We start from the raw sequence: 23,705 nt of genomic DNA, 5'->3' as shown, positions 1-23,705 counted from the left end.
TACGGCAAGTTTTATTGTGCTCTTCCATGTTCTGGAGAAAAAGAAAGCGCCTTTTAAAGGCGCTTTGAGGTTTTATATCAGGGTAAACAGTCGCAATTAGAATTCACTGTTGAGCCGATTGAAGAACCCAAGCAGTTGCTCCAGCTCAGCGTCACTGAATTTCGCTGTCATCTCACGGGTTAATTGCAGATGCAAGGCATCATGCTCCTTAAACATCAGCTCGCCCTTTTCGGTTAAAGATACCTGGATGGCGCGTCTGTCATTTTCCAATGATTGACGCTCGGCCAGGCCCGCCTTGACCAAACGCTCAACCTGCACGGTCAGGGTGCCTGTGGTAATACCGAGCTTTTCCGCCAGTTCCTTCATCTTCATAGGGCCGTGAGCGCCCAGGATCTCCACAGTGTGGATCTGCGCCAATGAAGCGCCTTGATCTCTGACTACGCTCTGCTCCCAAGAGGATAGACGCTCATAAAACTCTATGATGGCGTGGTTGATTGACTGTTGCAGCGAATCCTGCCGCTGTTGCTGTTTCATCTATTTTTGCACCTTAATGATGATGGTGATGATGTCCTGTCTCTGTGTGGCTCGCTTGCTCACGCTCATTGGCTCTCGGCGTTGCCGCCTTCTTGCAGTCGGCACACTGATTAACTTCAATGGTCAGGTGATCTATGCGGTTAAAGTCCGCCAGCAACTCATGATAATAGTCGGTACTGTGGGGAGCATGGCTCACCAAAGAGATCATGGCTGCGTGATGATCGGCACTGACCGGCCACACATGGATATCGGTTACCTTGTGATCTTTTTCGGCTTCTATCCGTTCCACCAGCTTGCGACTGAACTCGGCTTCAACACCTGCATCGAGCAACACGGGACTGGTCTGACTGATAAGTCCCCAAGCCCAGCGACTGATGATAACAGCTCCGACAATTCCCATCACGGGATCGAGCCAATTCAAACCAAAATATTTACCGGCCAACAGCGCGCCAATTGCCAATAAGGAAGTCAAGGCATCAGCCAATACATGGAAATAGGCCGCACGCAAATTATGATCTTTGTGTCCGTGGGAATCCCCACTGTCATGGTTGTGGTTGTGGTTGTGGTTGTGGTTATGGTTGTGGTTATGGGCGTGATTATGTCCATGGTTGTGCCCATGACTGTGGCTGTGGCCATGATCGTGACCGTGGTGATCCTTGAGCAAAAACACACTGACGATGTTGACAGTTAAACCTATGATGGCCACCAAAATCGCCTGGTCAAAATGAATATCTTCCGGATACAGGAGTCTGGAGCCGGATTCTATCAGCATTAACAATGCCACTAACCCCAGAGCTATAGCACTGGTAAAACCGCCGAGCACACTGACTTTACCAGTACCGAAGGCAAACCTGGGGTTGTTGGCGTGTTTCCTGGCGTAAGAGTAAGCAAACAGCGTCAGCATAAATGCCGCAGCATGAGTTCCCATATGCCAGCCATCAGCCAGTAGCGCCATAGAACCATATATGGTACCGGCAACAATCTCGGCCACCATGGTGACCACAGTCAGCAAGAGCACCCATTTGGTACTCTTCTCTCCCTGCTCATTATGGTGGGTAAAATTATGCTTATGCTGCCAGCGCGTGGTGGTGTGAAACTCTGAACTCATAGTAAGCCACTCTTATATTTTGATATTCAAACTATTTGACGAGCAAAGCATCCCCCTTTCCTTTCACAATTTCAAGTCTTGAGATTGAAAAAGTCACAAACAACACCAGAGAATTAACAATTTAATTCTCAAAATGGGGGCTATGTCTTATTTGTGTCACTTTAGCGTTATCTGGCTGTCATATGGCGTCATTAGTCTTTGCGTCGCATTTGCAATTCCTATAATGAGATAGAAGATCACGGAGTGAAATCTTATGAGCAAGGCGACTTTCGATCCGACGCAGTTTAATAAAAGTCAGAACGAACCTTTTGCCCAGGTGTTGGATAAGCACCTTTCCCGGCGCAATTTTGTAAAAAGTGGCTTGGGCGTCAGTGCCTTGACTGCATTTGGCGGCTTCGGCCTCGCCGGTTGCGGTTCAGATAACAATAACACCTCTGGCACACCGGATCCTGTGCCCCCTACTCAGGTTCCACCCAGTCAATCCAGCGTGACACTGGGATTTGAGTCAGTTGCCGGTTCTCGCCTTGATGCTGTGGTTATTCCACAAGGTTACCAGGCTCAGGTTCTGGCTCCCTGGGGGACTCCGCTGAATAGTAAAGCCGCCGAATGGCAGGCTGATGGCAGTAATACCGCCCAGGATCAGGCCAACTCCGTAGGTCAAAACCACGACGGTATGCATTTCTTCCCACTCAATGAAGCCGGAACCGATGGCCTCTTGTGTATCAACCATGAATATATTGAGCCAGATGCCCTGCACCCCAACGGTCCAACTGTGGATGCCAATACCGGTTTGAGAACCTTGGTCGATGAAGTCCGCAAAGAGATCAATGCTCACGGCATGACAGTGGTGCGTATCAAACTTGACGGCAGCAACTGGGAAGTGGTCAAAGATGACAAGCATAATCGCCGCTTCACCGGTGCTTCCACCATGGATCTCAGCGGCCCGGTAGCCTATACCGACAAAGTCGTTACCGCCTTCTCCCCCGATGGCAGCCAGACCCGAGGCACTTTGAACAACTGTGGTAACGGTTATACCCCTTGGGGCACTTACCTCACCTGTGAGGAAAACTGGCCCGGCTACTTCGTCAACAAGGGAGAAATGACCTCAGCACAACGCCGTATCGGTGTCAGCAAAAAATCTACCCGTTATGGCTGGGCCGATCTGGCCGGTCATGCCGAAGAGCGCCTGGATGAATTTGCCCGTTTCGATGTCACTCCCAAGGCCAGTGATGCCATATACGACTATCGCAATGAAGACAACGGCTATGGATATATCGTCGAAGTCGACCCTTACAACCCTAATTCCCGCGCAGTTAAACGAACCGCGCTGGGGCGTTTCCGTCATGAAGGCTGCGCTTTTGGCAAGCTGGCCGAAGGTAAACCACTGGTATTCTACTCAGGCCATGACTCGCGCTTTGAATATATGTACAAGTTTGTTTCAGCGGCGCTCTGGGACCCCAAGGATGCCGACAGCAGCAACCGCCTGGCAACAGGTGCCAAGTACATGGATGAAGGTACCCTGTATGTGGCCAAGTTTACCGAAGGTGGCGTAGGTGAATGGTTGCCGCTGACCCTGGATGCCATGACAAAGGACGGCAAGACCCTGGCCGATACATTTGCCAGCCAGGCCGATATCATCATCAACACCGCCGGTGCCGCCGATTTGGTTGGCGCGACGCCAATGGACAGACCCGAGTGGTGTGTAGTGGATCCTTTCACCGGCAGTGTCTATCTGACCCTGACCAACAACTCCAAGCGGACTGAAGCCAATGCCGCCAACCCAAGGCTGAAAAACAACTTTGGCCATATCATCCGTTGGGATGAAGGCGCCAGTGATACCGAGTTTAGCTGGGATATCTTCCTGTTCGGTTCTCCGGCCGACGGTGACGACGCCACCAACCTCTCCGGCCTGACTGAGCTTAACCAACTGGCCAGCCCGGACGGCCTGGCGTTCGATGCCCGCGGTATTCTGTGGATCCAGACAGATAATGGCGCCAAAGAGGTGACTGAGCACACCAACGACCAGATGCTGGCAATAGTGCCATCCAAGATGGTCGATGGCGACGGCAAGCCTTTGACTGTTACCGCCGATAATCAAACCGAGCTGAAGCGCTTCTTCGTCGGCCCCAACGGTTGCGAAGTCACAGGCTTTGCCATCTCGCCGGACTACACTTCGGTATTTGCCAATATCCAGCACCCGGGGAATTGGCCGGTCTCTGCCAATGCCGCCGAGGAAACACCCATAGGCACCAGCATTCGCCCAAGGGCAGCGACCGTGGTGCTGCGCAAAGTCGATGGTGGTGAAGTCGGCATTTAAATAATCCGCAGCGTTCAAACGAACCGCCCTAAACTGACAACGCCCGCCAGGCTGAGCCTGGCGGGCGTTTTAACTCTCAATTACCTGAACCTAAAACAGATACATAACGGGTACTATTTTGATTTGTATGGCAATACAAAATTATTTATGATTTTTTTGAAAATAAATAACCCTTTCTCAGCAGCTGGCCGTTTAACACTACAGAAGCGCAATCATACACAGCGCCAATCCAATAATTGATTTTCGCCCATAGCGGGCCCATAAGGAGAAAACCTATGCTTAAGTCCGGCAAACTGAAACTGGCACTTATCGCTTCCGCTTTGTTATCTGCCCAGGTTTTGGCAGTCAGCCCGCCGCATCCACAGGGGTACAACCAGAACATGATTACCGCAAACCAATTTGATGCCGACAACTATGAGCCACAGGATAGCAGCAAGATGTTCCCCGCCCCCAAAGAAGGCATGGTGCAACACATACTGACTCTGCCCCAATTGGAAAACGAAGATGACTACATGGTTGAAATTCAGGTGGGCCAAACCCAGATGGTTGACTGCAACAAGCACGGCCTGATGGGCGAGCTGAAGCAGATGGATCTCAAAGGTTGGGGTTACACCTATTGGGAGCTGGATGAAATTGGCCCGGGGCGCTCGACCATGATGGCCTGTTTCGATAAGGCCAAGCATCAGGAGTTTGTTCGCATTCCGGGTGAATACAAACTGAGATATAACAGCAAGTTGCCTATGGTTATCTATCTGCCTGAAAATGCCGAGCTGCGCTACCGGGTGTGGCGCGCCGACACTGTGTTCAACTATTCCAAGTAACGCGGCGACTTACCCTCTCTGACTGAACCAATAAAGCTGCAATAGACCTTTTCCCGGCCGGTTGCAGCTTTTTTGCTTTATTCTCGATTGCAGAACCTTATAATCGCTGCAGTTTTCCTTTAGAGCCTTTTTTCGGATGAAACTCAGCTTTGTACTCGTCTCCCCTGCTCGCGCCGCCAATGTTGGCGCCGCAGCCCGCGCCATCAAGACCCAAGGGTTCAGTGAACTCATCGTGGTGAATTCCCAAGCTCATCTGGAAGAGGAAGCGGCCTGGGTCGCCTGCGGCGCCGAGGACATACTAACCAACATCCGTGAAGTGGCCAGCCTGGAGGAGCTCAGAGAAGAGTTTGAGCTTATGGTGGCCACCACAGCAAGAGAACGTGGCAGCCCAAGACACTATTTAAGCCCGGCAGAACTCGGCGAGCAACTGAGTATCCAGCAGGAACAGGTGCAACACGCCGCCATCGTCTTTGGCTGTGAGGCCAGTGGCCTGAGTAACGCCGACTTGGCGATTTGTGACTTACTCAGCTACGTACCACTGGCCACCGAATACCCTTCCCTCAATCTGGCGCAAGCCGTGATGGTCTACTCCTACGCTCTGGGTCAGGCTTTGACCTGTGCCGATGGCCGCCTGGGGCTGAAAGATGCTCAATCGCCGTTGCCGCAACTCAGTGCCCTCAAACAAAAGGCCGCCACTTTGCTGGAGAGGGTCGGTGCCGCCGATGATGCCAAGTTAAGCCTGTGGTTGAATGAAAGCCTCTCTCGCTTAAGTGACAGAGACGCCAAAATGACCCACCAACTGCTGGGCGATATCCTCAAGAAACTCAATTGAACCTACTGTGTTCCCTGGATTAACTCTTCGCCGGTGCGCCGCCACGCAGGGCGCGGTAGAGGGCTATCATAGCCAGCAACTTATCGCGTTTTGACTCGCTCAACGACAGCTCGGCGCTGAAACGTTGGCGCTGGGCATCCATCAAGTCAAGCGAAGTTGCGACGCCGTTCTGGTATCTGAGCCGCGCCAGGCGCACGTATTCAGAGGCTGCATCAAGCAAGCGTTGTTGCTCTATCAGAGCCTGCTGCGTTCTCTGATAATCATTCATCGCATTGCGCACTTCCATATAGGCGTTCAATACCGTGCTGCGATAAGCAAGCATGGCCTGCAGCTGCGCCTCGTTGGCTATCTCATATTCGGCACTTATCTTGCCGGCATTGAAAATCGGCGCCGTGATCCCACCGAGCAGCGACCAGGTGAGTCCCTTGGAACTGAAAAGGTTATCCAGGCTATCGGATCCGCGGCCATATTCGGCGGTAATGGTAAACCCGGGGAAAAAGGCACTCTTGGCGACCCCGACCTCCGCCGTGGCCGCTACCAGGGCCAACTCGCTGGCGCGAACATCCGGGCGGCGCGACAGTAACTGTGAAGGCACCCCAACCGCCAGAGACTCGGGAAACTCGCTACTCACCAGTTTGGGAAGCTCTGGCAAGGGGTGATCGTAAGCTCCAAGTAAGATAAGCAACTGATTGCGCTTGGCCTTGCTGTCATATTCGAGCTGAGGCAAGGTCACCATGGCGGTTTGATATTCCACTTCAGCCTGGTGTATATCAAGACCCGAGATCATCCCGTTGGCCCGCCTGAGTTTAGCCAGTTTCAGTTCCTTGGCGCGGATCTCGGCCGTTTCCCGAGAGATCTTAAGTCTTTGCTCTATATCGGTCAGCTGATAAAAGGCAGTCGCGATATCACTGATAAGGCTGATTTTGGATGCCTCAAGCAGCTCTGCCTGCGACAGCGTATTGGCCAGTGCCGCCTCACTGGCCCGGCGGTTGGCGCCCCAAACATCCAGCTCCCATGAAGCGACCCCCTTGAGATTAACATCTGTCTCGGCACTGGGATCTTTATTGGTAATGGCGCTGCTTAGTGCCCGTTCGGCTTCAAACTCAAGCCCAAGCTCGGGCCACAGAGCCGCATCAACCACCCGCCCTTCGGCTCTGGCGGCTCGCAGTCTGCTTTGCATCATCGCCAGGTCGATATTGTTATTCAGCGCCTGACGAATAAGTACCTGCAACTCGGGATTGAGGAAAAACGTCTGCCACTCATCCTTAACGGCTTCATCGGACTCGACTTGCGGCAGCGCCTTATCAAACTGCGCCGGCATATTGAGCTCAGGGCGCTGATAATCCGGTCCCAGAGTGCAGCCCCAAAGGCCCAAGGAAAGTGTCAGGGCGAGCAGTTCCGGTCTAGTGCGTTTACTAAGGACCGGTAGCTTAATCGGTTTCACCGGGCTCATGGTTAATACCCCTGTCTTCATACGCCTTCCTCCGTGGTCGACTTTTGGCTTGCCGAGTCACCCTTAACCTTGGTGCGAACCCAAGCGGCTGTGGTCACAAAGAACAGCGGCACCAGTACAATCCCTATGCTGGTAGCAAGCACCATGCCGCCAAGGATGGGAATAGATACAGAATGACGACTGACAGAGCCGGGTCCGGCGGACAAAACCAGCGGCAAGACACCGAGAATAAAGGCCATGGAGGTCATCAAAATCGGCCTGAAGCGCATTGCGGCGGCTTCCATTGCCGCCTCCAGCCGTGAACGGCCCTCTCGGTGCAGTTGGTTGGCGAACTCGACAATCAAAATCGAGTTTTTGGCCGCCATCCCGATAAGGGCAATGAAGGCAACCTGGAAGAAGAGATTACTCTGCATACCACTGAGCAGTGTTGCCAAAGAGGCTCCCAGCATGGCAATGGGCGCAATAAGCAGCACGGCGACAGGAATGGTCCAACTCTCGTACAACGCCGCCAAAAACAGGAACACGAACACCAAGGCCAGCGTAATGGCGATACTGGTCTGGTTGGCCGAGCGCACTTCCTGGAAGGTGAGCCCTGTCCATTCATACTTGAACTCGGGCGGTAACATGGGCTTAGCCACCCTATCGATGGCTTTTATCACATCACCGGTCGCATACCCGGGCGCCGGAGTGACATTGATGGACGCACTGGAGAACAGATTGTAATGGGTCACAGCCGCGGGCCCCACAGTATATTCATAGTCGGCCAAGACCCCTATCGGCACCATGGCACCATTGGATGACCGGACATAATAATCTTTGATCTGCTGGGGAAACTGACGATAACTGTCTTCGGCCTGTACTCTGACGCGGTATACCCGACCAAACAGATTGAAATCATTGACCGTGGCCGAATCGGTAAAGGTCTTGATGGTACTGTAGAGATCGGCCACATCTACCCCGATAGCCATCGCCTTGGCTTCATTGACCGAGAGGTACAGCTGTGGAATGGATCCCTGCAGCGACATGGCCGCTGCCGCAACCTCAGGTTGCTGCTTGAGCTGCTCCACCAATTCGTTGCTGGTTTCCATCAATCCTTTGAAGTTGGTTCCCGAAGTATCCTGCAGCACCATCTCCACCCCGGAGCCGTTACCCAGACCGGGCACGGCCGATGGCAGATAGAGGTTGAACTCAGCCTGCAATACCTGGCTGAGCTGATATTTAAGCTCTTTCATTACCTTCTGCACTGTGGCCTGATTTTGTTCCCGTTCGGCCCAGGGTTTGAGGATCACTTCAAACTGGCCGTTGGCTTGATTCGACCCAGAGCGGCGGTTTTCCCCGGCCAGGGTAAAAGACCAGGCGACGGCCGGATGGGCCAGCACATGGCGCTCGGCAATCTTGAGCACCTCTTGGGTGCGGTTGACCGTCGCCCCGGCAGGCAGCGTCATATCGATGAAGAAACGGCCCTGATCCTCATCCGGCATAAAGCTCGATGGCAAATGGCTCATGATGTACCAAACCGCCACCACCATGGCGCCAAACACCAGGTAACTGCGCCGCGCATGCTTGTTGGCTAAGCCTACCAGGGACACATATTTGTCGGTCAATTTGGAGAGACGGTTATTGAGCCAGAAGAAGAAACCGCTGTTGGCCGCATCGCCCGGCCGCAACAGCAAGGCGCAAAGTGCCGGGCTCAAGGTCAATGCCACCACAGTGGAGATCAGCACCGCCACGGCAATGGCGACAGCAAATTCACGGTACATAATGCCGGTGATCCCGGCAAGAAAAGACACAGGTACAAACACGGCGCACAGCACCAAACTGGTTGCTATCAAGGCACCGGATAACTCTTTCATGGCGCTGCGGGTGGCCGCCATCGGGCTCATGCCCTTTTCATTGATAAGTCGCTCGACGTTTTCCACCACCACAATCGCATCATCGACCACAATGCCAATGGCCAAAACCAGTGCCAGCAGGCTGACGGTATTAATGGTAAAACCGAAAGCCAGCATGGCGGCCAATGTCCCAATCAGGGAGACAGGTACCGCAATTGCCGGGATCAGGGTCGCCCGCCAATTCTGCAAGAACAGGTATACCACCAGCACCACCAACACCAGGGCTTCGATCAGGGTTTGCACCACCTCATCGATGGATTCTTCAATAAACACAGAAGCATCGTAAAACACCTGCCATTCCATACCGCTGGGAAACTTGGTCGCCAGCTCCGCCATGGTTTCCTTGACCTTACGGGTCACCTCAAGGGCGTTGGCACCGGGCAACAGATACACCTGCAAGATAGTGGCATTCTGGCCATTGAGTTGGGATTGCAAGGTATAAGCCGAGGAGCCGAGTTCCACCCTGGCAATATCACGCAGGCGAATGATGGATCCGTCCGGATTGGCGCGAACTATGATCTCTTCAAATTCCCTGACACTGGACAGCCGCCCACTGGCGGTTATCGGCAAGGTCTGGCTCAAGGCATCACTATTGGGTTGGGTACCCACAGTACCGGCCGGGGTTTCCTTGTTTTGTGCCTTGATGGCGTCAGTAACATCTGTCGTGGTCAGGCTATGACCCGCCATGGCATCCGGGCGCAGCCACACCCGCATGGCATAACTGCGGGAGCCGGTATTCCGGGTACGACCAACGCCGGGGATCCGTCTCAGTGCCGATTCGATATTAATGGAGGCGTAATTGGAGAGGTAAATTTCATCGAAACGAGGATCTTTGGAGGTCAATGCCAGCTTGAGCAGCTCCACCGAGGAATCCTTGGAGACAGAAACACCTTCGGTTTGCACATTGATTGGCAAATTACCCAGAGCCTGCTGAGTCGCGTTCTGCACATCCACTGCCGCCAGATCCGGGCTTGTGCCTACATCAAAAGTGATGGTGACATTGGTGCCGCCAGAATTGGTGCTCTTGGAGCTCATATAGATCATATTGGGCACACCATTGACCTCCTGCTCCAGCGGTGTTGCCACTGACTCTGCGGCGGTTGTGGAGGCGGCTCCCGGATAGGAAGCCGAGATACTCACCTGCGGCGGCGTGATATAGGGATATTGATCCACCGGCAGCTGGAACATGGCTATCAAGCCCAAGAGCACAATAACAATACTGATAACGGCCGAGAACACGGGTCGGCCAATAAAGAACTGAGCCATCTAGTTACGCTCCTGTTCTTTTGATTGCTGCTCCAGTGCCTCCTGCTTTTCCTGCTCGTCGAGACGCTTCTGATACTCTTTGGCATCAAGCGGCTCGGCCAGTTGGCCATGACGCACACGGTGCATGCCTTCGACTATCACACGTTCACCGGCGTTGAGACCACTCTTGACCACCACGCCCTCAGGCCCCTGATGCTCAATCACGATAAAGCGCCGCTCAACTTTATTGTCCGGCATCACCACCATCACATAAACGCCGCCCTGATCCACTTGGGTCGAACGCTGCGGTATCACTATGGCATTGTCTATCTCACTGAGTTTGATCCTGACATTGGTGTATTGACCCGGCAGCAACTCTTTGTCCGGATTGGGCAAAACCGCTCTCACCTCAAAAGTACCTGTACTGGGGTTAACCTGAGGATCGGTGAAACTGACGTTACCCAGATAGCGATATTCACTGTTGTCCGGCAGGGTGATACGTACAAATCCCTCTACCGCCTTGCCTTCAGTCTCGGCTTCCTGTTGCTGGTTGTAACTGGTCATGCGACGTCTGGCATTGAGGTAATCCAGCGCCGACATATTGAAATTGACATAAATGGGGTTCACCTGCTTCACCCGTGTCAGCAAGGATTGCCCCTGGCTACCGACCAAGGCGCCGATATCCACCTCGGAGCGACTGACTAAACCTGCGATCGGCGCCTTTATCTCGGTGTAACTAAGCTCCAGCAGCGCTTCTTCCAACTCGGCGTGGCCGGCGGCCAGAGCCGACTTGGCCTGAGCCAACGCCGACAGCGCATTGTCATAATCCAACTGACTGGCGGCATCCTGTTCATAGAGAGGTTTCAGACGCTTCACATCCCGCTGCGCCTTTTCCAGTATCGCCTGCTGTGACTCAACATTGGCCTTGAGTCGGTTAACCACTGCGTTATACGGCTTGTTATCTATCTTGTATAAGATATCGCCGGCATTGACAGCGCTGCCCTCGGTAAAGAGTCGCTCCTCGACAAAGCCATCGACTCGGGCCCTGACCTCCACATCCAACGAAGCCTTGGTGATACCGACATAATTACCGTAAACAGGCACAGTCGCCTGCTCAACCTCTTCCACCACCACCAGTTTGGGGGTGATGGTCACGGGTTCAGGTTCACAACCGAGCAATAAAAAACCACTGACAATGAGCAGTGGCAATAGTGGAGCAATCGAGTGATTGAAATAACCCTTACGGGCAAACACGGGTTTTAGTGCAGTAACAACTAAGGACATGGCAGCTTCCAACATTCAATGGGCGGTCCTGATGGCTCAACAACCCGGCGTTTAGCACCAGGTTGTTTTATTTCCCAGTGTAAGTGCTTGAAGCTACTTGTCAATTATCATCCCTGGTTAGGGATGGTAAGTTATCTGTTCGGAATACAAATCGGCGACCTGGCGGGCAAACTGCTGTTTAAGTATTTGAATTTGTTCTGGCTTATTTTTTACCAAACGACTGCGGGTTGCCAGGCTGCTGCTGATAAAGAGCTTAAACCAGGTATCCAAGGCTTCGGCGCAGCCTTGTTCCCCTAAAGATTGCAGAGTTAATATCGCCACTTCGGCGGTGCCCATCTGAAAGTCGCGGCTGCCCTTTCTAAGCTGATAGCGAGCCAAGGTTTCAGCGCTGAATGACAGCATAGGTAATTGATGCAGATAACTACTCTTGCGAAACATCTTCACCGCCTCACGCCAACTGCCATCGAGCACAATAAACAGCGGCAGCTTGGCTTGCTCGGGCTCTCCCTGATTAGCGAGCACCTCACTCAAAGCCTCAGTCACCACCTCTTGCCCAGGTAAGGCATATTCCCCAGGAAACACCAGGTAGGGTTGATAATCCGGGTTTTCCAGCAAGGCCAAGAGTTGAGGGTCCGGCTGAGTTCGCGACCAGAGAAAGGCATGGGTATCCGGAATGAGGTCGGCTATCAAACGCCCACTGTTGCTGGGTTTCAATACCTCGGCATCATACATAACCAGCGCAAATGCCGCCTTGGAAGGCAACAGGCGCCTGTGCTCACAAGTACAAAAGCTCTGCTCCAACAGACAGCGACCGCAGCGAATAAGATTCTTACCCCTTGATGCATAAGGTTTGGTCGACAGCGACTGACGGTGTTCATACAGGCGGTGAACCGCGTGAGGTTGAATTGACATGAATATCCCGAATGACAATGACTTAATAGCTAGTTTGTGCCATTGGATTAGGTGCGGTGTTGAGGCAGTGACAGCCGAACCTAATGGCCGGCGCAGTTTACTGCCGCATCCTGGTTGCAGCAAGCGCTTTAAGCTCACTCTTTCCCGGGGGGAATGCTGGCGGCTTGCCGATAACACGAGTAACAGGCTTGGGATCCAAAAATTAATTTACCAAAGCAGACTGTAAACATATTATTCCGCACCAATATTCAACTGCTGACTTCAAAACCAATAAAAGCGAAGGTGCGCGGGTTACAGAGGTGACTTTCTGTTGGCCTTGCCCAAGAATCAAGCTAACAACTGTAAACTAATAATTACACGCTATTGTGCCGGATGAAAAGTTATCAACATCCCTAGTTTTTTCTTGTTTAACAGCGACTTCTGTCATTGAAATTGCAAAATAGCCGAGTATGATAGCGCCCGTCTCGGGGAGACCCCGAGCAGGAAGATGCGCCTCCTTATCCGGCACTCGTCTTTGCGTATCTTCCCAAACGATCTTTTAGTTCTGTATCAAGGTTGTGGAGTATTGACTGTGGTACCTGATGAGAATGTTTCCGGCGTATCCTTGAGCCCCCTGTTAAGCATGCTGGTGATGATGGTCGCCTGCGGCCAGATAGCCCAAACCATTTTTGTGCCCGCTCTGCCTATGATGGGTGAGCAATTCAGTGTCAGCGCCGGTCAGTTACAGGCGATTATGGGCACTTATCTGTTGGCCTATGGCCTGCTGCAATTTGTTTATGGCCCGGTATCGGACAGATTCGGCCGTAAGCCGCTGCTGCTTATCGGTCTCAGTCTGTTCGTCATAGGCGCTATCATTGCCGCCTGCGCCGGGAGCTTTAACACCTTGTTGCTTGCCAGTGCCATTCAAGGCTGCGGCACCGCCAGTGCCGGCGCCCTTTGCCGTTCTATTCCAAGAGATTTCTTCTTCGGTGAAAAACTGGTGCGCTTCAACAGTTACGTGTCCATGGCCGTGGTGTTCTCACCGCTGCTGGCTCCTTTTATTGGCGGGGTGTTGAGTATGCATTATGGCTGGCATGCCGTGTATTGGTTCCTGGCTTTTTTCGGGATCTTTGTGGTAATCACCCTGGCGCTGAAATTCAAGGAATCCCTGCCCAAAGAAAAACGCCAGCCGCAATCTGTGCTCAAGTCTTATGCCTTGGTGCTCAAACACAGAGCCTTTCGCGGTTATCTGCTGTCTTTGGTGGCTACCTTCGCCGGGATTGCCGCCTTTGAGGCTATTGCCGGTATTCTCTATGGCCAGGTGCTGGCCATGAGCCCCATGATGGTCAGTTGCTATTTCGTAGCCCCTATTCCGGGTTATCTTTTGGGCGCCTGGTATGCCGGCAGACAGGCATCACTGCATAAGCTGTTTCACCGCGGTGTGGCCCTGCTGGGCGCAGGGGCGCTATTTTTACTGTTGCCCGGCCTATCTGCTTTGGTGATTGGATGGTGTCTACTGATTGGCTCTGTGCTCTTCTTTACCGGGGCAGGCATACTGTTTCCGGCACTGACATCGGCAGCGCTTGAACCCTTCCCGCGCCAAGCCGGAGTTGCCGGTGCCCTGCTCGGTGGCCTGCAGAACTTTGCCGCCGGTCTTGCGGCCATGTTAATGTCGCTGGTGCCCATGATGGGACAACTCAGCATAGGGCTTTTGACTTCTTCTATGGTGCTGCTGGTGGTGTTGGCACTCAACTATGCCAGAACCCATCCAGATATTGATGTGCATACGGCTGGAGATCCACTCTAAACTTGGCCACAACAAGTGCGCAAACAAGCCTTGAAACTGTAGCAGATAATGAAGTACTTCCAGCGTTACTGGCTCCCCTAAGACGCAAGCTTAGACAAGTCTCCGCTGACGGGGCTTACGATACCAAAGCTTGTCATAAATTATTGCGACGAAAGCAGGCGAAGCCAACGATTCCACCCCGCTCAAATGCCGGATACTGGGAACCAGGGCATCCTCGAAATGAAGCTGTGGATGCACTTAAGGCCGGAGAGTTGAAGCAATGGAAATTGATGAATCACTACCATCAGCGTTCCCTATCTGAGACCGCCATGTATCGCTACAAACAACTCATTAGCGCCAAATTAAGTTTGCGTGACTATAACGGGCAAGTGGGTGAGGCATTGGCTGGGGTTAAGGCATTAAACAAAGTCATAAGACTGGGTATGCCTGTTCGCCAGAAAATCTCGTAAAGCAGCTGAAAGCCTAGGGGCAGTTGCGTTCAAGCGAATGATTTGATCAACAACGCCCCGTAAAATACCCGAGAAGAGATTATCGAAACGTCCCCTCCGAGCCGAACCGCTATGCTTATTGCGTGTTGCGATTTGCTGCTGCACTTCTTGGAAGTCGGAGATTGATACAATCGCAGGGTAGTATTCAGGGATCGGCTCACCAATTGGCTGTCTTTGACCATCAACTTTTGTACAGTTTTGATACTCACCAATCACCCTACGGTTCCTTAAAAGGGAGCCTACACCAGATGGCCGCCAAGGATTGTTCTTACGAAACTCTGTGTGCCCCTCATTATTTAGAATCGCTGCAATTCGAGTATATCCATAACCTTGCATTGCCAGAGCGAACATACGCTGCACTATGGCCGCCCTTTCAGGAATAATAGCAACACGATCCCCTTCCCATTTTAACCACTGAGGAAGATAGGCGTTGCGAATAAGCGTTTTGCTTTCTACTGCAGCCTTTCTACTTTGTTCCCATACAGCTTTAGCCCTTCGGCTTTTCATCTCAGACTCTTCATTGGCACGACTCATATAAACCAAACTGAGCATCAGCTTTGACATATCCAGTTGCCCTTGCCGATATTCAATTTCATCGGTTAAAGTCACGACAACAATGCCAGCTCGTATAATCTCCATGAATTGCATGAGTGCATCTTCCACATTCTGTCGGCTTAATCTGTCATGAGACTCTACTAACAGATATGCCCCTTTAGGGATTTTGCCGTCCTGAACCAAGCGGAGAAAGACCCCTAGTGCAGCGTCTCTGTTGGCACCTTTAAATGCACTTACCCCCATATCTGCTAAAGCAAGCTCTTGCAGTTCCAACCCCTTTATCTTGGCATAATCACGAGCCAACTCAAGCTGACGTCTTGCACTATCACCCCGTACTTGTCTTGTTGTACTAAACCTAAGATAAGAATAAGCCTTGGTGGTGCTCATCATTTTCTCCTGTGGTATGTTTACCCCAACACAAACAAACAATTAAAACAGCATGGAAGTCGAACAGAACTCTCAAACAATAATGTACGGTATTTCTCCCCAAAAGTGCGACACGGTAAAAAAAGCACGAAAATGGTTGGAGGCCAAGGGCCTGCAAGTGACATTTGTGGATTTTCGTGAGCAGGAACTTTCACAAGACACACTCAAGGCCTGGGTCGAGCGCATCGGCTGGGAGGCGGTGCTGAACAAACGCTCCACCAGTTTCCGTGCGCTGGATGACGCCGATAAGCAGGATATTGATAGTGCCAAGGCGATATCCCTGATGCTGGCCAATCCAACCCTTATCAAACGCCCTGTACTGACCCGGGGCCAAGATGTGATGACCGGCTTTAAAGAAGCCGACTACCAAGCGTGGTTCGGCCTATGAGTCAACAGGTGCTTGAGCTTGCCAAGGCGTTGATCTCCCGGGCATCTGTTACCCCTCTGGATGAAGGCTGTCAGGCTTTGATGGCCGAGCGACTCGCCAAACTGGGCTTTGCCAACGAATCCATGGTGTTTGAAGATACCACCAATCTCTGGTCTCGCCGCGGTACTCAGGGGCCGGTTTTTTGTTTTGCCGGCCATACCGATGTGGTACCGCCGGGGGACTTGGCCAATTGGCATACTCCGCCCTTCGAGCCAGTGGTCATCGATGACTATCTTCACGGCCGCGGCGCCGCAGATATGAAAGGCTCGCTGGCAGCCATGGTGGTGGCCACCGAGCGTTTTTTGACCGCCCATCCGAACCATCAAGGCTCTATCGCTTTTCTGATCACCAGCGATGAAGAAGGCCCCTTTATTAACGGCACCACCCGAGTGATAGACACCCTGGAAGCGCGCAATGAAAAGATCACCTGGGCCTTGGTCGGTGAGCCATCCAGTACCCTCAAACTGGGCGATGTGGTCAAAAATGGCCGCCGCGGCAGCCTCACCGGCAATCTCGTCGTCAAGGGTATTCAAGGACATGTGGCCTACCCTCACCTGGCGGATAACCCTGTGCACAAGGCTGCGCCGGCGTTGGCCGAACTTGCCGCCATGCAGTGGGACAAAGGCAATGAGTTTTTCCCGCCGACCAGTTTTCAGATAGCCAATATCAATGGCGGCACCGGGGCATCCAACGTGATCCCGGGTGAGCTCAAGGTGATGTTCAACTTCCGTTACTCCACCGAAGTCACCGCCGAAGAGCTGATTAAGCGGGTCGAGAATATCCTCGATGCCCATGGACTGAATTATGAGCTTGGCTGGATCTTTAATGGCCTGCCATTTTTGACCGGCGATGGCCCACTGCTTGAAGCGACCCGCCAAGCGATTAAAGAGGTAACAGGCTCAGAGACCGATCCGCAAACCTCAGGCGGCACTTCAGATGGGCGCTTTATTGCCCCTACCGGTGCTCAGGTAATAGAGTTGGGTCCGGTGAATGCCACCATTCACAAGGTCAATGAGTGCGTGAAAGTCGCAGATCTCGAGCTGTTGGCCCAGTGTTATCAGCGTATCCTGGAAAAACTGTTGTTGGAGTAAGTGATGGCAAAGGGCGATTTTCTCTATGGCCTGGAGACTGAAAAAGCGCCGCTAAGGACACTGGTTAGTCTAAGCGGCAGTGAAAGCGGTTCAGGCGCTGAAGTTTGGCTGGAAGCCGAGACGGCCAAGGCCTTTCTTGAGATGCAGGCCGCCGCCGAGCAAGATGGCATCGCCCTGGCCATCTGCTCTGGTTATCGCAGCTTTGAGCGTCAACTCACAATTTGGAATGCCAAAGCCTCAGGGAAGCGCCCTCTACTGGATAAAGACTCACGTCCAGTGAGTGACATCGGCGCGCTCAGTGATGATGAGTTAGTGGCGCTTATTTTGCTTTGGTCGGCGCTGCCTGGCGCCTCTCGCCACCACTGGGGGACGGACGTGGATCTCTTCGACAGCGCCCAAATCAGCAAGCATGAACTCAAGTTGGTTAACGCCGAGTATCAACCCCAGGGCCCTTGCTATAAATTGGACCTGTGGCTGGACGAGCGCGCCCCGGATTTTGGCTTCTACCGCCCTTTTCAGGCAGGCCTCAGTGGCGTCAGCCCGGAGCGCTGGCACTTGAGTTTCCTACCAAAGGCCAAAGGGTTTCTCGAGCAGTTTGATAGCGAGCGTCTGCGGCAAATACTCGTCCACAGTGATATAACACTCAAGCAAGGTTTGCTTAGACGTTTGCCGGAACTGGTCGAGACTTATGTGAGGCGCATTGCCCCCTATCCGGAAAGCCTCACATAAATGCCATTGAAGTAGGTTTGAATGAGCGAGTTTAAATAAACATCATGCAATTTCGTCCCCGGATCCTAAGCCGGCAAACTTGAGGTATCCTGTGTCCCAAACAATAAATCCGGGATACCTTTCAACAATGACTGACTTCAATCAATATCGGCAGCAAATCGAACTCAGGGGCGAAACCCTCAGTTATCTGGATCTGGGCCAGGGCCCTGTGCTGCTACTCGGCCACAGCTACCTTTGGGACGCCACCATGTGGCAACAACAACTGCCTGTACTGGCGAAACACTACCGCTGCATAGTGCCGGATCTCTGGGGCCATGGGCAGTCAGGCGCGATTCCTGCGCTTACCGAGAGTCTGGCGGATATCGCCGCCAATATGTTGACCTTGATGGATAAACTCAGTGTCGATGAATTCACTGTTATCGGCTTGTCGGTCGGTGCCATGTGGGGGGCCGAGCTGGTTCTGAAGGCGCCTTCAAGAGTCAAGGCGTTGGTGATGATGGGCAGCTTCCTCGGCTTTGAGCCCGAAGTTACCCGCAACAAATATATGGCCATGTTGGATGGTATCAACCAATTGGGACAAATTCCTGCGCCCATGGCCGAGCAGATAGCGCCGATGTTTTTTGCCGTAACCACAGCAAGTTTGCGGCCACAACTGCTGAGTAAATTCGCCAGCGCCCTGCAAAGTATTTCACCAGAACGGATCCCTGATACCGTCGCCATGGGCAAACTGATTTTCAATCGCCGCGACGCCATGGAAGATGCCGATAACTTGACTCTGCCCTGTTTAATCATGTCAGGTGTGGAAGACACGGCGCGCACTGTGCTGGAATCCTTTTTGATGGTCGATGCCATAGATGGCGCCGAGATGGTGCAGATACCGGCAGCCGGCCATATTTCTGTGTTGGAACAGGCCGATTTTATCAACCAAGCCCTGCTGACTTTTCTTAAAAAACATCACTGAAATCCGGCCGCGATGGATAGACCAGCGCGGCTTTATTTTCTGATACACTGCCGAAAATAAATCGGACCACTGTGTTCCCATAAGCCATTTTGTGAGCCTGAATGAAAATACTGAAACCGCTTTTTGAAAACAACCGCCGCTGGGCAGCCAGAATAAGCACTGAAAACCCATCGTTTTTTGAGCAGTTGGCCAAACAGCAAAACCCCGAATATCTCTGGATAGGTTGTTCCGACAGCCGGGTTCCCTCCAACCAGATCATAGATCTGATGCCGGGAGAAGTATTTGTACATCGCAATATCGCCAACATGGTGATCCACACAGATCTCAACTGTTTATCTGTTCTGCAATACGCAGTCGATGTCCTCAAGGTAAAGCACATCATGGTAGTGGGCCACTACGGCTGCGGCGGCGTCAAGGCCGCCATGGGTACCGACAGACTCGGGCTTATCGACAACTGGCTGGGGCATCTTAGGGATATCTATCGCCTGCATCACCAAGAGTTGGAAACCCTCAATGAAAAACAACGGTTTGATCGCCTTTGTGAGCTCAATGTGATTGAGCAGGTCGCCAATGTCACCAGCAGCAACATAGTTCAGGAAGCCTGGGCCAAGGGGCAAAATCTGTCGATACACGGCTGGATCTACGGAATCGACAATGGGCTTTTGACCGATCTGGATGTCACAGTGGATGGCGGACATCAAAGGGTGGAGTGATCCAAACGGATAAGGGGCGCAGCTGCGTCCCTTGCTTTATCGATGAAATTTTACCCAGTTGGATTTTTTCCGAAAGAAAGCATCGCAGTATGTTGGCCACCCCGTTATAATTCTGCAGTTAACACGGGTGCTCAGTCATCCGGTCACCCGGCGCACTTCGCGTAACAGCCTTATGGCATAAGGCCTTTTCTGGCGTGACCCTCCCAGAGCACAACACTATCTAAGGAGATATCTTCCATGCCCGGTTTTGAATTGTTTGGTCCTGAAGAAAAACAGGAAGTAGCAGACGTCATGGAGAACGGATTCACCTTCCGTTACAACTTTGATGCCATGCGTAATGATCGCTGGAAAACCCGCGATATGGAGCAGCTCTTATGTGACAAGATGAATGTCAAGCATGCTCACCTGCTCTCCAGCGGTACTGCCGCCCTGCAAACCGCGCTGGCCGCCGCCGGTATCGGCGCCGGGGATGAAGTGATTGTTCCTCCTTTCACCTTTGTCGCTTCTGTTGAGGCAGTTTTCATGGCCGGCGCTATTCCGGTATTTGCCGAAATCGATGAGACTCTGTGTCTGTCACCCGAGGGCATCGAAGCCGCCATTACCCCACGCACCAAGGCGGTAAACCTGGTACACATGTGCGGTTCCATGGCCAAGATGGACGAAATCAAAGCCATCTGTGAAAAACACAATCTGGTACTGCTGGAAGATGCCTGTCAGGCTATTGGCGGCAGCTACAAAGGTCAGGCACTGGGTACCATAGGCGCTGTGGGTTGTTTCTCTTTCGACTCGGTTAAAACCATCACCTGTGGTGAAGGTGGCGCTGTGATCACCAATGATGAAACCATCTACAACCACGCCCACATGTTCTCTGACCACGGCCATGATCATATAGGTAATGACCGCGGCGCCGAGTCTCACCCTATCATGGGTCTCAACTTCCGTATCAGCGAAATGAACGCCGCCCTGGGCCTGGCTCAGCTGCGCAAACTGGACACCATAGTGGAGATCCAGCGTCGCAACAAGAAGCTTATCAAAGACGCCATGGCTGATATCGAAGAAGTTACTTTCCGCGAAATCCCCGATCCTGAAGGCGACAGCGCCGGTTTCCTCAGCTTTATGCTGCCAACCGAGCAACGCACTCAGGAAGTCAACAAGGCGCTGGCTGCCAACGGTGTCGATGGTTGCTTCTACTGGTATGTCAACAACTGGCACTACCTGAAGAACTGGCATCACATTCAGCAGCTCAAGAGCCCTGCTGCCCTGCCGATCACATTAATCGAAGATCGTCCGGATTATACTAAAGTTTCTGTGCCCAAATCTGACGCTATCATGAGCCGGACCATTTCCATGCTGATCAAGCTGTCCTGGACTGAAGAACAGATTGCCGAGCGCATTGCCAACATCAAGAAAGCATTTGCCCAATAACCTAAAGGGAGCTGGTTGCTATGAGTTTCAAGAATTTTAAAGTCGTCCCCAAAATGATCTTTGGTCGCGGTTCTTTTGTCCAACTGGATGAAGTGCTGGCCGCCGAGCGCAAAGAAGCCAACGACTTCGTGGTTTTCGTCGTGGATGACGTTCACAAAGGCAAGCCACTGGAAGGCCGTTTGCCTTTGAAGGAGCAAGATTTCTTACTGTGGGTCAATGTCGACGAAGAACCAACCACAAAGCAGGTTGACAGCCTTACCGAGCAAGTTCAGGCATTCAACAGCAAACTGCCTGTGAGCGTAGTCGGTCTTGGTGGCGGCGCCACTATGGATCTGGCCAAAGCCGTATCTTTGATGCTGACCAACCCAGGTGGTTCTGCCAAGTACCAGGGCTGGGATCTGATCAAGAATCCTGCCATTCACCATATCGGTATCCCTACCATTTCCGGTACAGGTGCCGAAGCTTCACGCACTGCAGTGCTGTGCGGCCCTGAGCGTAAACTGGGTCTGAACTCTGACTACACTGTATTCGATCAGATCATCATGGACTCCGAGCTGATTGCCGGCGTACCCACTGACCAATGGTTCTACACAGGTATGGACTGCTACATCCACTGTGTTGAGTCTCTACAGGGTACCTTCCTGAACGAGTTCTCCCGCGCCTACGCCGAGAAATCCATGGACATGTGCCGTGAAGTCTTCCTGGGAGATCACCCTGAAAAAGACGACAAGCTGATGATGGCCTCCTTTATGGGCGGTATGAGTATCGCCTATAGCCAGGTAGGTGCCTGTCACGCGGTTTCTTACGGTCTGTCTTATATCCTGGGTTATCACCACGGTATTGGTAACTGTATCGCCTTCGACGTACTGGAAGAATTCTACCCTGAAGGGGTTGAAGAGTTCCGTGCCATGATGAAGAAGCACAACATCCAGTTGCCTAAAAACATCTGTAAAGATCTGCCGGACGAGACCATTGCCGCGATGGTTAAAGTCACCAAGAGCATGGGGCCTTTGTGGGCCAACGTCTATGGTGACAGCTGGCAGGAAAAAGTCACCGATGAGATGCTGACCAAGCTGTTCCGCCGTATCTAAGCCGGCACAGGACTGCTATGATTAGGGCTCTTTATGAGCCCTTTCTTCTTGAATACTAGGAAAATTGAATGAAAGTCACCCTGTTGATCCCTGCACGCTATGGTTCCAGCCGCTTTCCCGGCAAACCTCTGGCACCGATTAACGGTAAACCTATGATCCAGCACGTTTATGAGCGCGCCGGACTGGCCAAAGGGTTGGATAATATCTATGTGGCAACCGATGATGTACGCATCAAGGACGCTGTAGAGGCCTTTGGCGGCAATGTTGTGATGACCGGCGCCGAAGCGGCCTCCGGCACCGACAGGATTAACGATGCCATCACCCAATTGGGGTTGGCGGATGACGATCTGGTAGTCAACCTGCAAGGGGATCAGCCGCTGATCGATCCCATCTCCATAGAGCAGATCATCAGTCTGTTCCAGCGTCATCCCGGTGAGTTTGAAATGGCCACCCTCGGCTACCAAATCACCGAAGAGGATGAATTGGACGATCCCAAACATGTGAAGATGGTGTTCGACAACGAATTCTATGCTCTATATTTCTCCCGCGCCCGGATCCCATTTGGTCGTGATATCAACGACTACCCTGTCTATAAACATTTAGGGGTGTATGCCTACACCCGCCGTTTCGTCGAAACCTTTGCCAAACTACCTTTGGGAAGACTGGAAGATCTGGAAAAACTGGAGCAACTACGGGCCCTGGAATACGGCCACAAGATCAAGGTCGCCATCAGCGCATTTGACTCGCCTGAAGTAGATACACCTGAAGATATCCGCCGCTGTGAACAGCGTCTGGCCGTAGACTGAAGCAGGTAGCAAGAGATGGAAATGTCATCTTTGGAAGTCTGGTTGATCATCATTTTGGTAATAGGCGTTATTGCCAGTAACCTGGCTGTACTCAAGTACAGTGCCAAGTTTAAAATGCCGCAATTTGGCCAGCAAAGTAAAGACAAGCAGATAAAGCGTAAGGGTGAAGCCGCCGGAAACACGGATAAAACCCCGGGCTCCCAAGCTGATGGAAAAGATCAGGACAAAAACAAAGACTGACAGAAAAAAGGCGCACTTTGCGCCTTTTTCATATATCTTCTCTACTTTCTACCTGAGCCTAAACTTGAGCAGGGATTATAAGCTCAATAAAACTGCACATCGGAAACCCGGGTCAACCGCACACCATCAACCACCATCTGCCAGTCGCTTCCGACCCTGTGTGGCGGCTCTGATACTTCAAAACGACTGGAGAGAAAACCGATCCCCACTTCGAAGTCGTGACCTTCAAACTTCTGGATCCCACCACTTATCGAGGTGCTGCTGTTGCCATCATAACGCTGATACTCTACAGAGCCGTCGTGTTGTATAAGCAGATACATGTCAGCACTCTGCCACTCACCGGCATATTCGGCCTTATCCAGCGGCAAGGGCTGGCCGCAGCCGCCTAGGAGCCAGGCAAAAGCCAACAGCAGCAGATATCTGAGTCTAGAAGATAACTCTCTTAAATTAGTGGCTTTTGACAGACTAACAGAGTAAGGAATTACCGCTGAGCCATACATGACAAGACTCCTTTATCAGATCCGGAAAAGATTAATGACGAAAACCGCTGGCGAAAAAGGTATTTCCAC

21 protein-coding genes and 1 pseudogene are annotated in these 23,705 nt (G+C 52.3%); 14 read left to right on the top strand and 8 right to left on the bottom strand.

Translation table 11 applies throughout. The features are described from left to right. Positions 1-96 precede the first annotated feature (96 nt). Both SIL79_RS15900 and dmeF read right to left on the bottom strand, forming a co-directional pair. Complete coding sequence (locus SIL79_RS15900) at positions 97-534, bottom strand: MarR family winged helix-turn-helix transcriptional regulator (RefSeq protein WP_039033021.1); 438 nt, start codon at positions 532-534, stop codon at positions 97-99. Between the two features lie 13 nt (positions 535-547). Beyond that, the gene (gene dmeF, locus SIL79_RS15895; protein WP_319619493.1) at positions 548-1,642 is read right to left on the bottom strand and encodes a CDF family Co(II)/Ni(II) efflux transporter DmeF; all 1,095 of its coding nucleotides are present in this window, start codon (positions 1,640-1,642) and stop codon (positions 548-550) included. A gap of 253 nt (positions 1,643-1,895) precedes the next feature. On the opposite strand from dmeF, the gene SIL79_RS15890 reads away from it, so the two are divergent. From SIL79_RS15890 to SIL79_RS15880, 3 genes are all read left to right on the top strand, one after another. Further along, positions 1,896-3,959: a PhoX family protein gene (locus SIL79_RS15890; RefSeq protein ID WP_144361475.1), complete on the top strand. Its 2,064-nt coding sequence runs from the start codon at positions 1,896-1,898 to the stop codon at positions 3,957-3,959. A gap of 275 nt (positions 3,960-4,234) precedes the next feature. Next, positions 4,235-4,780, top strand: a complete 546-nt coding sequence (eco, locus tag SIL79_RS15885) for a serine protease inhibitor ecotin (RefSeq protein ID WP_144361474.1) — start codon at positions 4,235-4,237, stop codon at positions 4,778-4,780. Positions 4,781-4,916: 136 nt separating this feature from the next. Further along, positions 4,917-5,612, top strand: a complete 696-nt coding sequence (locus tag SIL79_RS15880) for a tRNA/rRNA methyltransferase (RefSeq protein ID WP_144361473.1) — start codon at positions 4,917-4,919, stop codon at positions 5,610-5,612. A 19-nt stretch (positions 5,613-5,631) separates the two neighbouring features. Here the strand turns inward: SIL79_RS15880 and SIL79_RS15875 are convergent, their stop codons facing one another. The 4 genes from SIL79_RS15875 to SIL79_RS15860 all read right to left on the bottom strand — a co-directional run bounded on the left by SIL79_RS15875 (position 5,632) and on the right by SIL79_RS15860 (position 12,398). After that, positions 5,632-7,086, bottom strand: a complete 1,455-nt coding sequence (locus SIL79_RS15875; RefSeq protein WP_319619490.1) for an efflux transporter outer membrane subunit — start codon at positions 7,084-7,086, stop codon at positions 5,632-5,634. Beyond that, positions 7,083-10,223, bottom strand: coding sequence for an efflux RND transporter permease subunit (locus tag SIL79_RS15870; protein ID WP_144361472.1), 3,141 nt, complete (start codon positions 10,221-10,223; stop codon positions 7,083-7,085). The genes SIL79_RS15875 and SIL79_RS15870 overlap by 4 nt, the downstream gene beginning before the upstream one ends. Further along, positions 10,224-11,486: an efflux RND transporter periplasmic adaptor subunit gene (locus SIL79_RS15865; protein WP_083399774.1), complete on the bottom strand. Its 1,263-nt coding sequence runs from the start codon at positions 11,484-11,486 to the stop codon at positions 10,224-10,226. It lies immediately after the preceding gene. Between the two features lie 117 nt (positions 11,487-11,603). Beyond that, on the bottom strand, positions 11,604-12,398 hold the full coding sequence (locus SIL79_RS15860) for a tRNA-uridine aminocarboxypropyltransferase (RefSeq protein ID WP_319619487.1): 795 nt from the start codon (positions 12,396-12,398) through the stop codon (positions 11,604-11,606). Positions 12,399-12,963: 565 nt separating this feature from the next. On the opposite strand from SIL79_RS15860, the gene emrD reads away from it, so the two are divergent. Next, a complete protein-coding gene (gene emrD / locus SIL79_RS15855; protein WP_267959610.1) occupies positions 12,964-14,184 on the top strand; it encodes a multidrug efflux MFS transporter EmrD in 1,221 nt (406 codons plus the stop codon). Between the two features lie 14 nt (positions 14,185-14,198). Beyond that, positions 14,199-14,633: pseudogene (locus SIL79_RS15850) on the top strand (IS5 family transposase); the annotation flags it as partial. On the opposite strand, the gene SIL79_RS15845 reads toward SIL79_RS15850, so the two are convergent. Beyond that, positions 14,583-15,614, bottom strand: coding sequence for a recombinase family protein (locus SIL79_RS15845; protein WP_162206355.1), 1,032 nt, complete (start codon positions 15,612-15,614; stop codon positions 14,583-14,585). The pseudogene SIL79_RS15850 and the gene SIL79_RS15845 sit on opposite strands and share 51 nt — an antisense overlap. A gap of 157 nt (positions 15,615-15,771) precedes the next feature. Between SIL79_RS15845 and SIL79_RS15840 the strand changes: the two genes are divergently transcribed. The 9 genes from SIL79_RS15840 (at position 15,772) to SIL79_RS15800 (ending at position 23,136) form a co-directional block, all read left to right on the top strand. Continuing rightward, the gene (locus tag SIL79_RS15840) at positions 15,772-16,041 is read left to right on the top strand and encodes an ArsC/Spx/MgsR family protein (protein WP_313906233.1); all 270 of its coding nucleotides are present in this window, start codon (positions 15,772-15,774) and stop codon (positions 16,039-16,041) included. Next, positions 16,038-17,171, top strand: a complete 1,134-nt coding sequence (dapE, locus tag SIL79_RS15835) for a succinyl-diaminopimelate desuccinylase (protein WP_319619479.1) — start codon at positions 16,038-16,040, stop codon at positions 17,169-17,171. The genes SIL79_RS15840 and dapE overlap by 4 nt, the downstream gene beginning before the upstream one ends. A gap of 3 nt (positions 17,172-17,174) precedes the next feature. Next, the gene (locus SIL79_RS15830; RefSeq protein ID WP_319619478.1) at positions 17,175-17,900 is read left to right on the top strand and encodes a M15 family metallopeptidase; all 726 of its coding nucleotides are present in this window, start codon (positions 17,175-17,177) and stop codon (positions 17,898-17,900) included. Positions 17,901-18,027: 127 nt separating this feature from the next. Continuing rightward, on the top strand, positions 18,028-18,861 hold the full coding sequence (locus SIL79_RS15825; RefSeq protein ID WP_319619476.1) for an alpha/beta fold hydrolase: 834 nt from the start codon (positions 18,028-18,030) through the stop codon (positions 18,859-18,861). A 101-nt stretch (positions 18,862-18,962) separates the two neighbouring features. Beyond that, complete coding sequence (can, locus tag SIL79_RS15820) at positions 18,963-19,574, top strand: carbonate dehydratase (RefSeq protein WP_039035450.1); 612 nt, start codon at positions 18,963-18,965, stop codon at positions 19,572-19,574. Positions 19,575-19,811: 237 nt separating this feature from the next. Then, positions 19,812-20,999 carry an 8-amino-3,8-dideoxy-alpha-D-manno-octulosonate transaminase KdnA gene (gene kdnA / locus SIL79_RS15815; protein WP_039035451.1) on the top strand — a complete coding sequence of 396 codons (1,188 nt, stop codon included), beginning with the start codon at positions 19,812-19,814 and terminating at the stop codon, positions 20,997-20,999. Between the two features lie 20 nt (positions 21,000-21,019). Beyond that, entirely contained in the window at positions 21,020-22,090 is a 1,071-nt protein-coding gene (kdnB, locus tag SIL79_RS15810; RefSeq protein WP_039035452.1) for a 3-deoxy-alpha-D-manno-octulosonate 8-oxidase KdnB, read from the top strand. Between the two features lie 68 nt (positions 22,091-22,158). Then, on the top strand, positions 22,159-22,896 hold the full coding sequence (gene kdsB, locus SIL79_RS15805; RefSeq protein WP_039035453.1) for an 8-amino-3,8-dideoxy-manno-octulosonate cytidylyltransferase KdsB: 738 nt from the start codon (positions 22,159-22,161) through the stop codon (positions 22,894-22,896). A 21-nt stretch (positions 22,897-22,917) separates the two neighbouring features. Then, entirely contained in the window at positions 22,918-23,136 is a 219-nt protein-coding gene (locus SIL79_RS15800) for a DUF2897 family protein (RefSeq protein WP_144362176.1), read from the top strand. Positions 23,137-23,219: 83 nt separating this feature from the next. On the opposite strand, the gene SIL79_RS15795 is transcribed toward SIL79_RS15800, so the two are convergent. Continuing rightward, entirely contained in the window at positions 23,220-23,636 is a 417-nt protein-coding gene (locus tag SIL79_RS15795) for a hypothetical protein (RefSeq protein ID WP_233962405.1), read from the bottom strand. Between the last annotated feature and the right edge of the window lie 69 nt (positions 23,637-23,705).

This window comes from Shewanella indica (assembly GCF_033842865.1).
Taxonomy (GTDB): domain Bacteria; phylum Pseudomonadota; class Gammaproteobacteria; order Enterobacterales; family Shewanellaceae; genus Shewanella; species Shewanella indica.
This window is presented reverse-complemented; position numbering and strand designations above follow the sequence as displayed.

What these genes read in the sequence shown, in the direction of transcription:
- SIL79_RS15900 (WP_039033021.1), bottom strand. Translation starts at nt 534, where the DNA reads ATGAAACAGCAACAGCGGCAGGATTCGCTGCAACAGTCAATCAACCAC.
- dmeF (WP_319619493.1), bottom strand. Translation starts at nt 1,642, where the DNA reads ATGAGTTCAGAGTTTCACACCACCACGCGCTGGCAGCATAAGCATAAT.
- SIL79_RS15890 (WP_144361475.1), top strand. Translation starts at nt 1,896, where the DNA reads ATGAGCAAGGCGACTTTCGATCCGACGCAGTTTAATAAAAGTCAGAAC.
- eco (WP_144361474.1), top strand. Translation starts at nt 4,235, where the DNA reads ATGCTTAAGTCCGGCAAACTGAAACTGGCACTTATCGCTTCCGCTTTG.
- SIL79_RS15880 (WP_144361473.1), top strand. Translation starts at nt 4,917, where the DNA reads ATGAAACTCAGCTTTGTACTCGTCTCCCCTGCTCGCGCCGCCAATGTT.
- SIL79_RS15875 (WP_319619490.1), bottom strand. Translation starts at nt 7,086, where the DNA reads ATGAAGACAGGGGTATTAACCATGAGCCCGGTGAAACCGATTAAGCTA.
- SIL79_RS15870 (WP_144361472.1), bottom strand. Translation starts at nt 10,223, where the DNA reads ATGGCTCAGTTCTTTATTGGCCGACCCGTGTTCTCGGCCGTTATCAGT.
- SIL79_RS15865 (WP_083399774.1), bottom strand. Translation starts at nt 11,486, where the DNA reads ATGTCCTTAGTTGTTACTGCACTAAAACCCGTGTTTGCCCGTAAGGGT.
- SIL79_RS15860 (WP_319619487.1), bottom strand. Translation starts at nt 12,398, where the DNA reads ATGTCAATTCAACCTCACGCGGTTCACCGCCTGTATGAACACCGTCAG.
- SIL79_RS15845 (WP_162206355.1), bottom strand. Translation starts at nt 15,614, where the DNA reads ATGAGCACCACCAAGGCTTATTCTTATCTTAGGTTTAGTACAACAAGA.
- dapE (WP_319619479.1), top strand. Translation starts at nt 16,038, where the DNA reads ATGAGTCAACAGGTGCTTGAGCTTGCCAAGGCGTTGATCTCCCGGGCA.
- SIL79_RS15830 (WP_319619478.1), top strand. Translation starts at nt 17,175, where the DNA reads ATGGCAAAGGGCGATTTTCTCTATGGCCTGGAGACTGAAAAAGCGCCG.
- SIL79_RS15825 (WP_319619476.1), top strand. Translation starts at nt 18,028, where the DNA reads ATGACTGACTTCAATCAATATCGGCAGCAAATCGAACTCAGGGGCGAA.
- can (WP_039035450.1), top strand. Translation starts at nt 18,963, where the DNA reads ATGAAAATACTGAAACCGCTTTTTGAAAACAACCGCCGCTGGGCAGCC.
- kdnA (WP_039035451.1), top strand. Translation starts at nt 19,812, where the DNA reads ATGCCCGGTTTTGAATTGTTTGGTCCTGAAGAAAAACAGGAAGTAGCA.
- kdnB (WP_039035452.1), top strand. Translation starts at nt 21,020, where the DNA reads ATGAGTTTCAAGAATTTTAAAGTCGTCCCCAAAATGATCTTTGGTCGC.
- kdsB (WP_039035453.1), top strand. Translation starts at nt 22,159, where the DNA reads ATGAAAGTCACCCTGTTGATCCCTGCACGCTATGGTTCCAGCCGCTTT.
- SIL79_RS15800 (WP_144362176.1), top strand. Translation starts at nt 22,918, where the DNA reads ATGTCATCTTTGGAAGTCTGGTTGATCATCATTTTGGTAATAGGCGTT.
- SIL79_RS15795 (WP_233962405.1), bottom strand. Translation starts at nt 23,636, where the DNA reads ATGTATGGCTCAGCGGTAATTCCTTACTCTGTTAGTCTGTCAAAAGCC.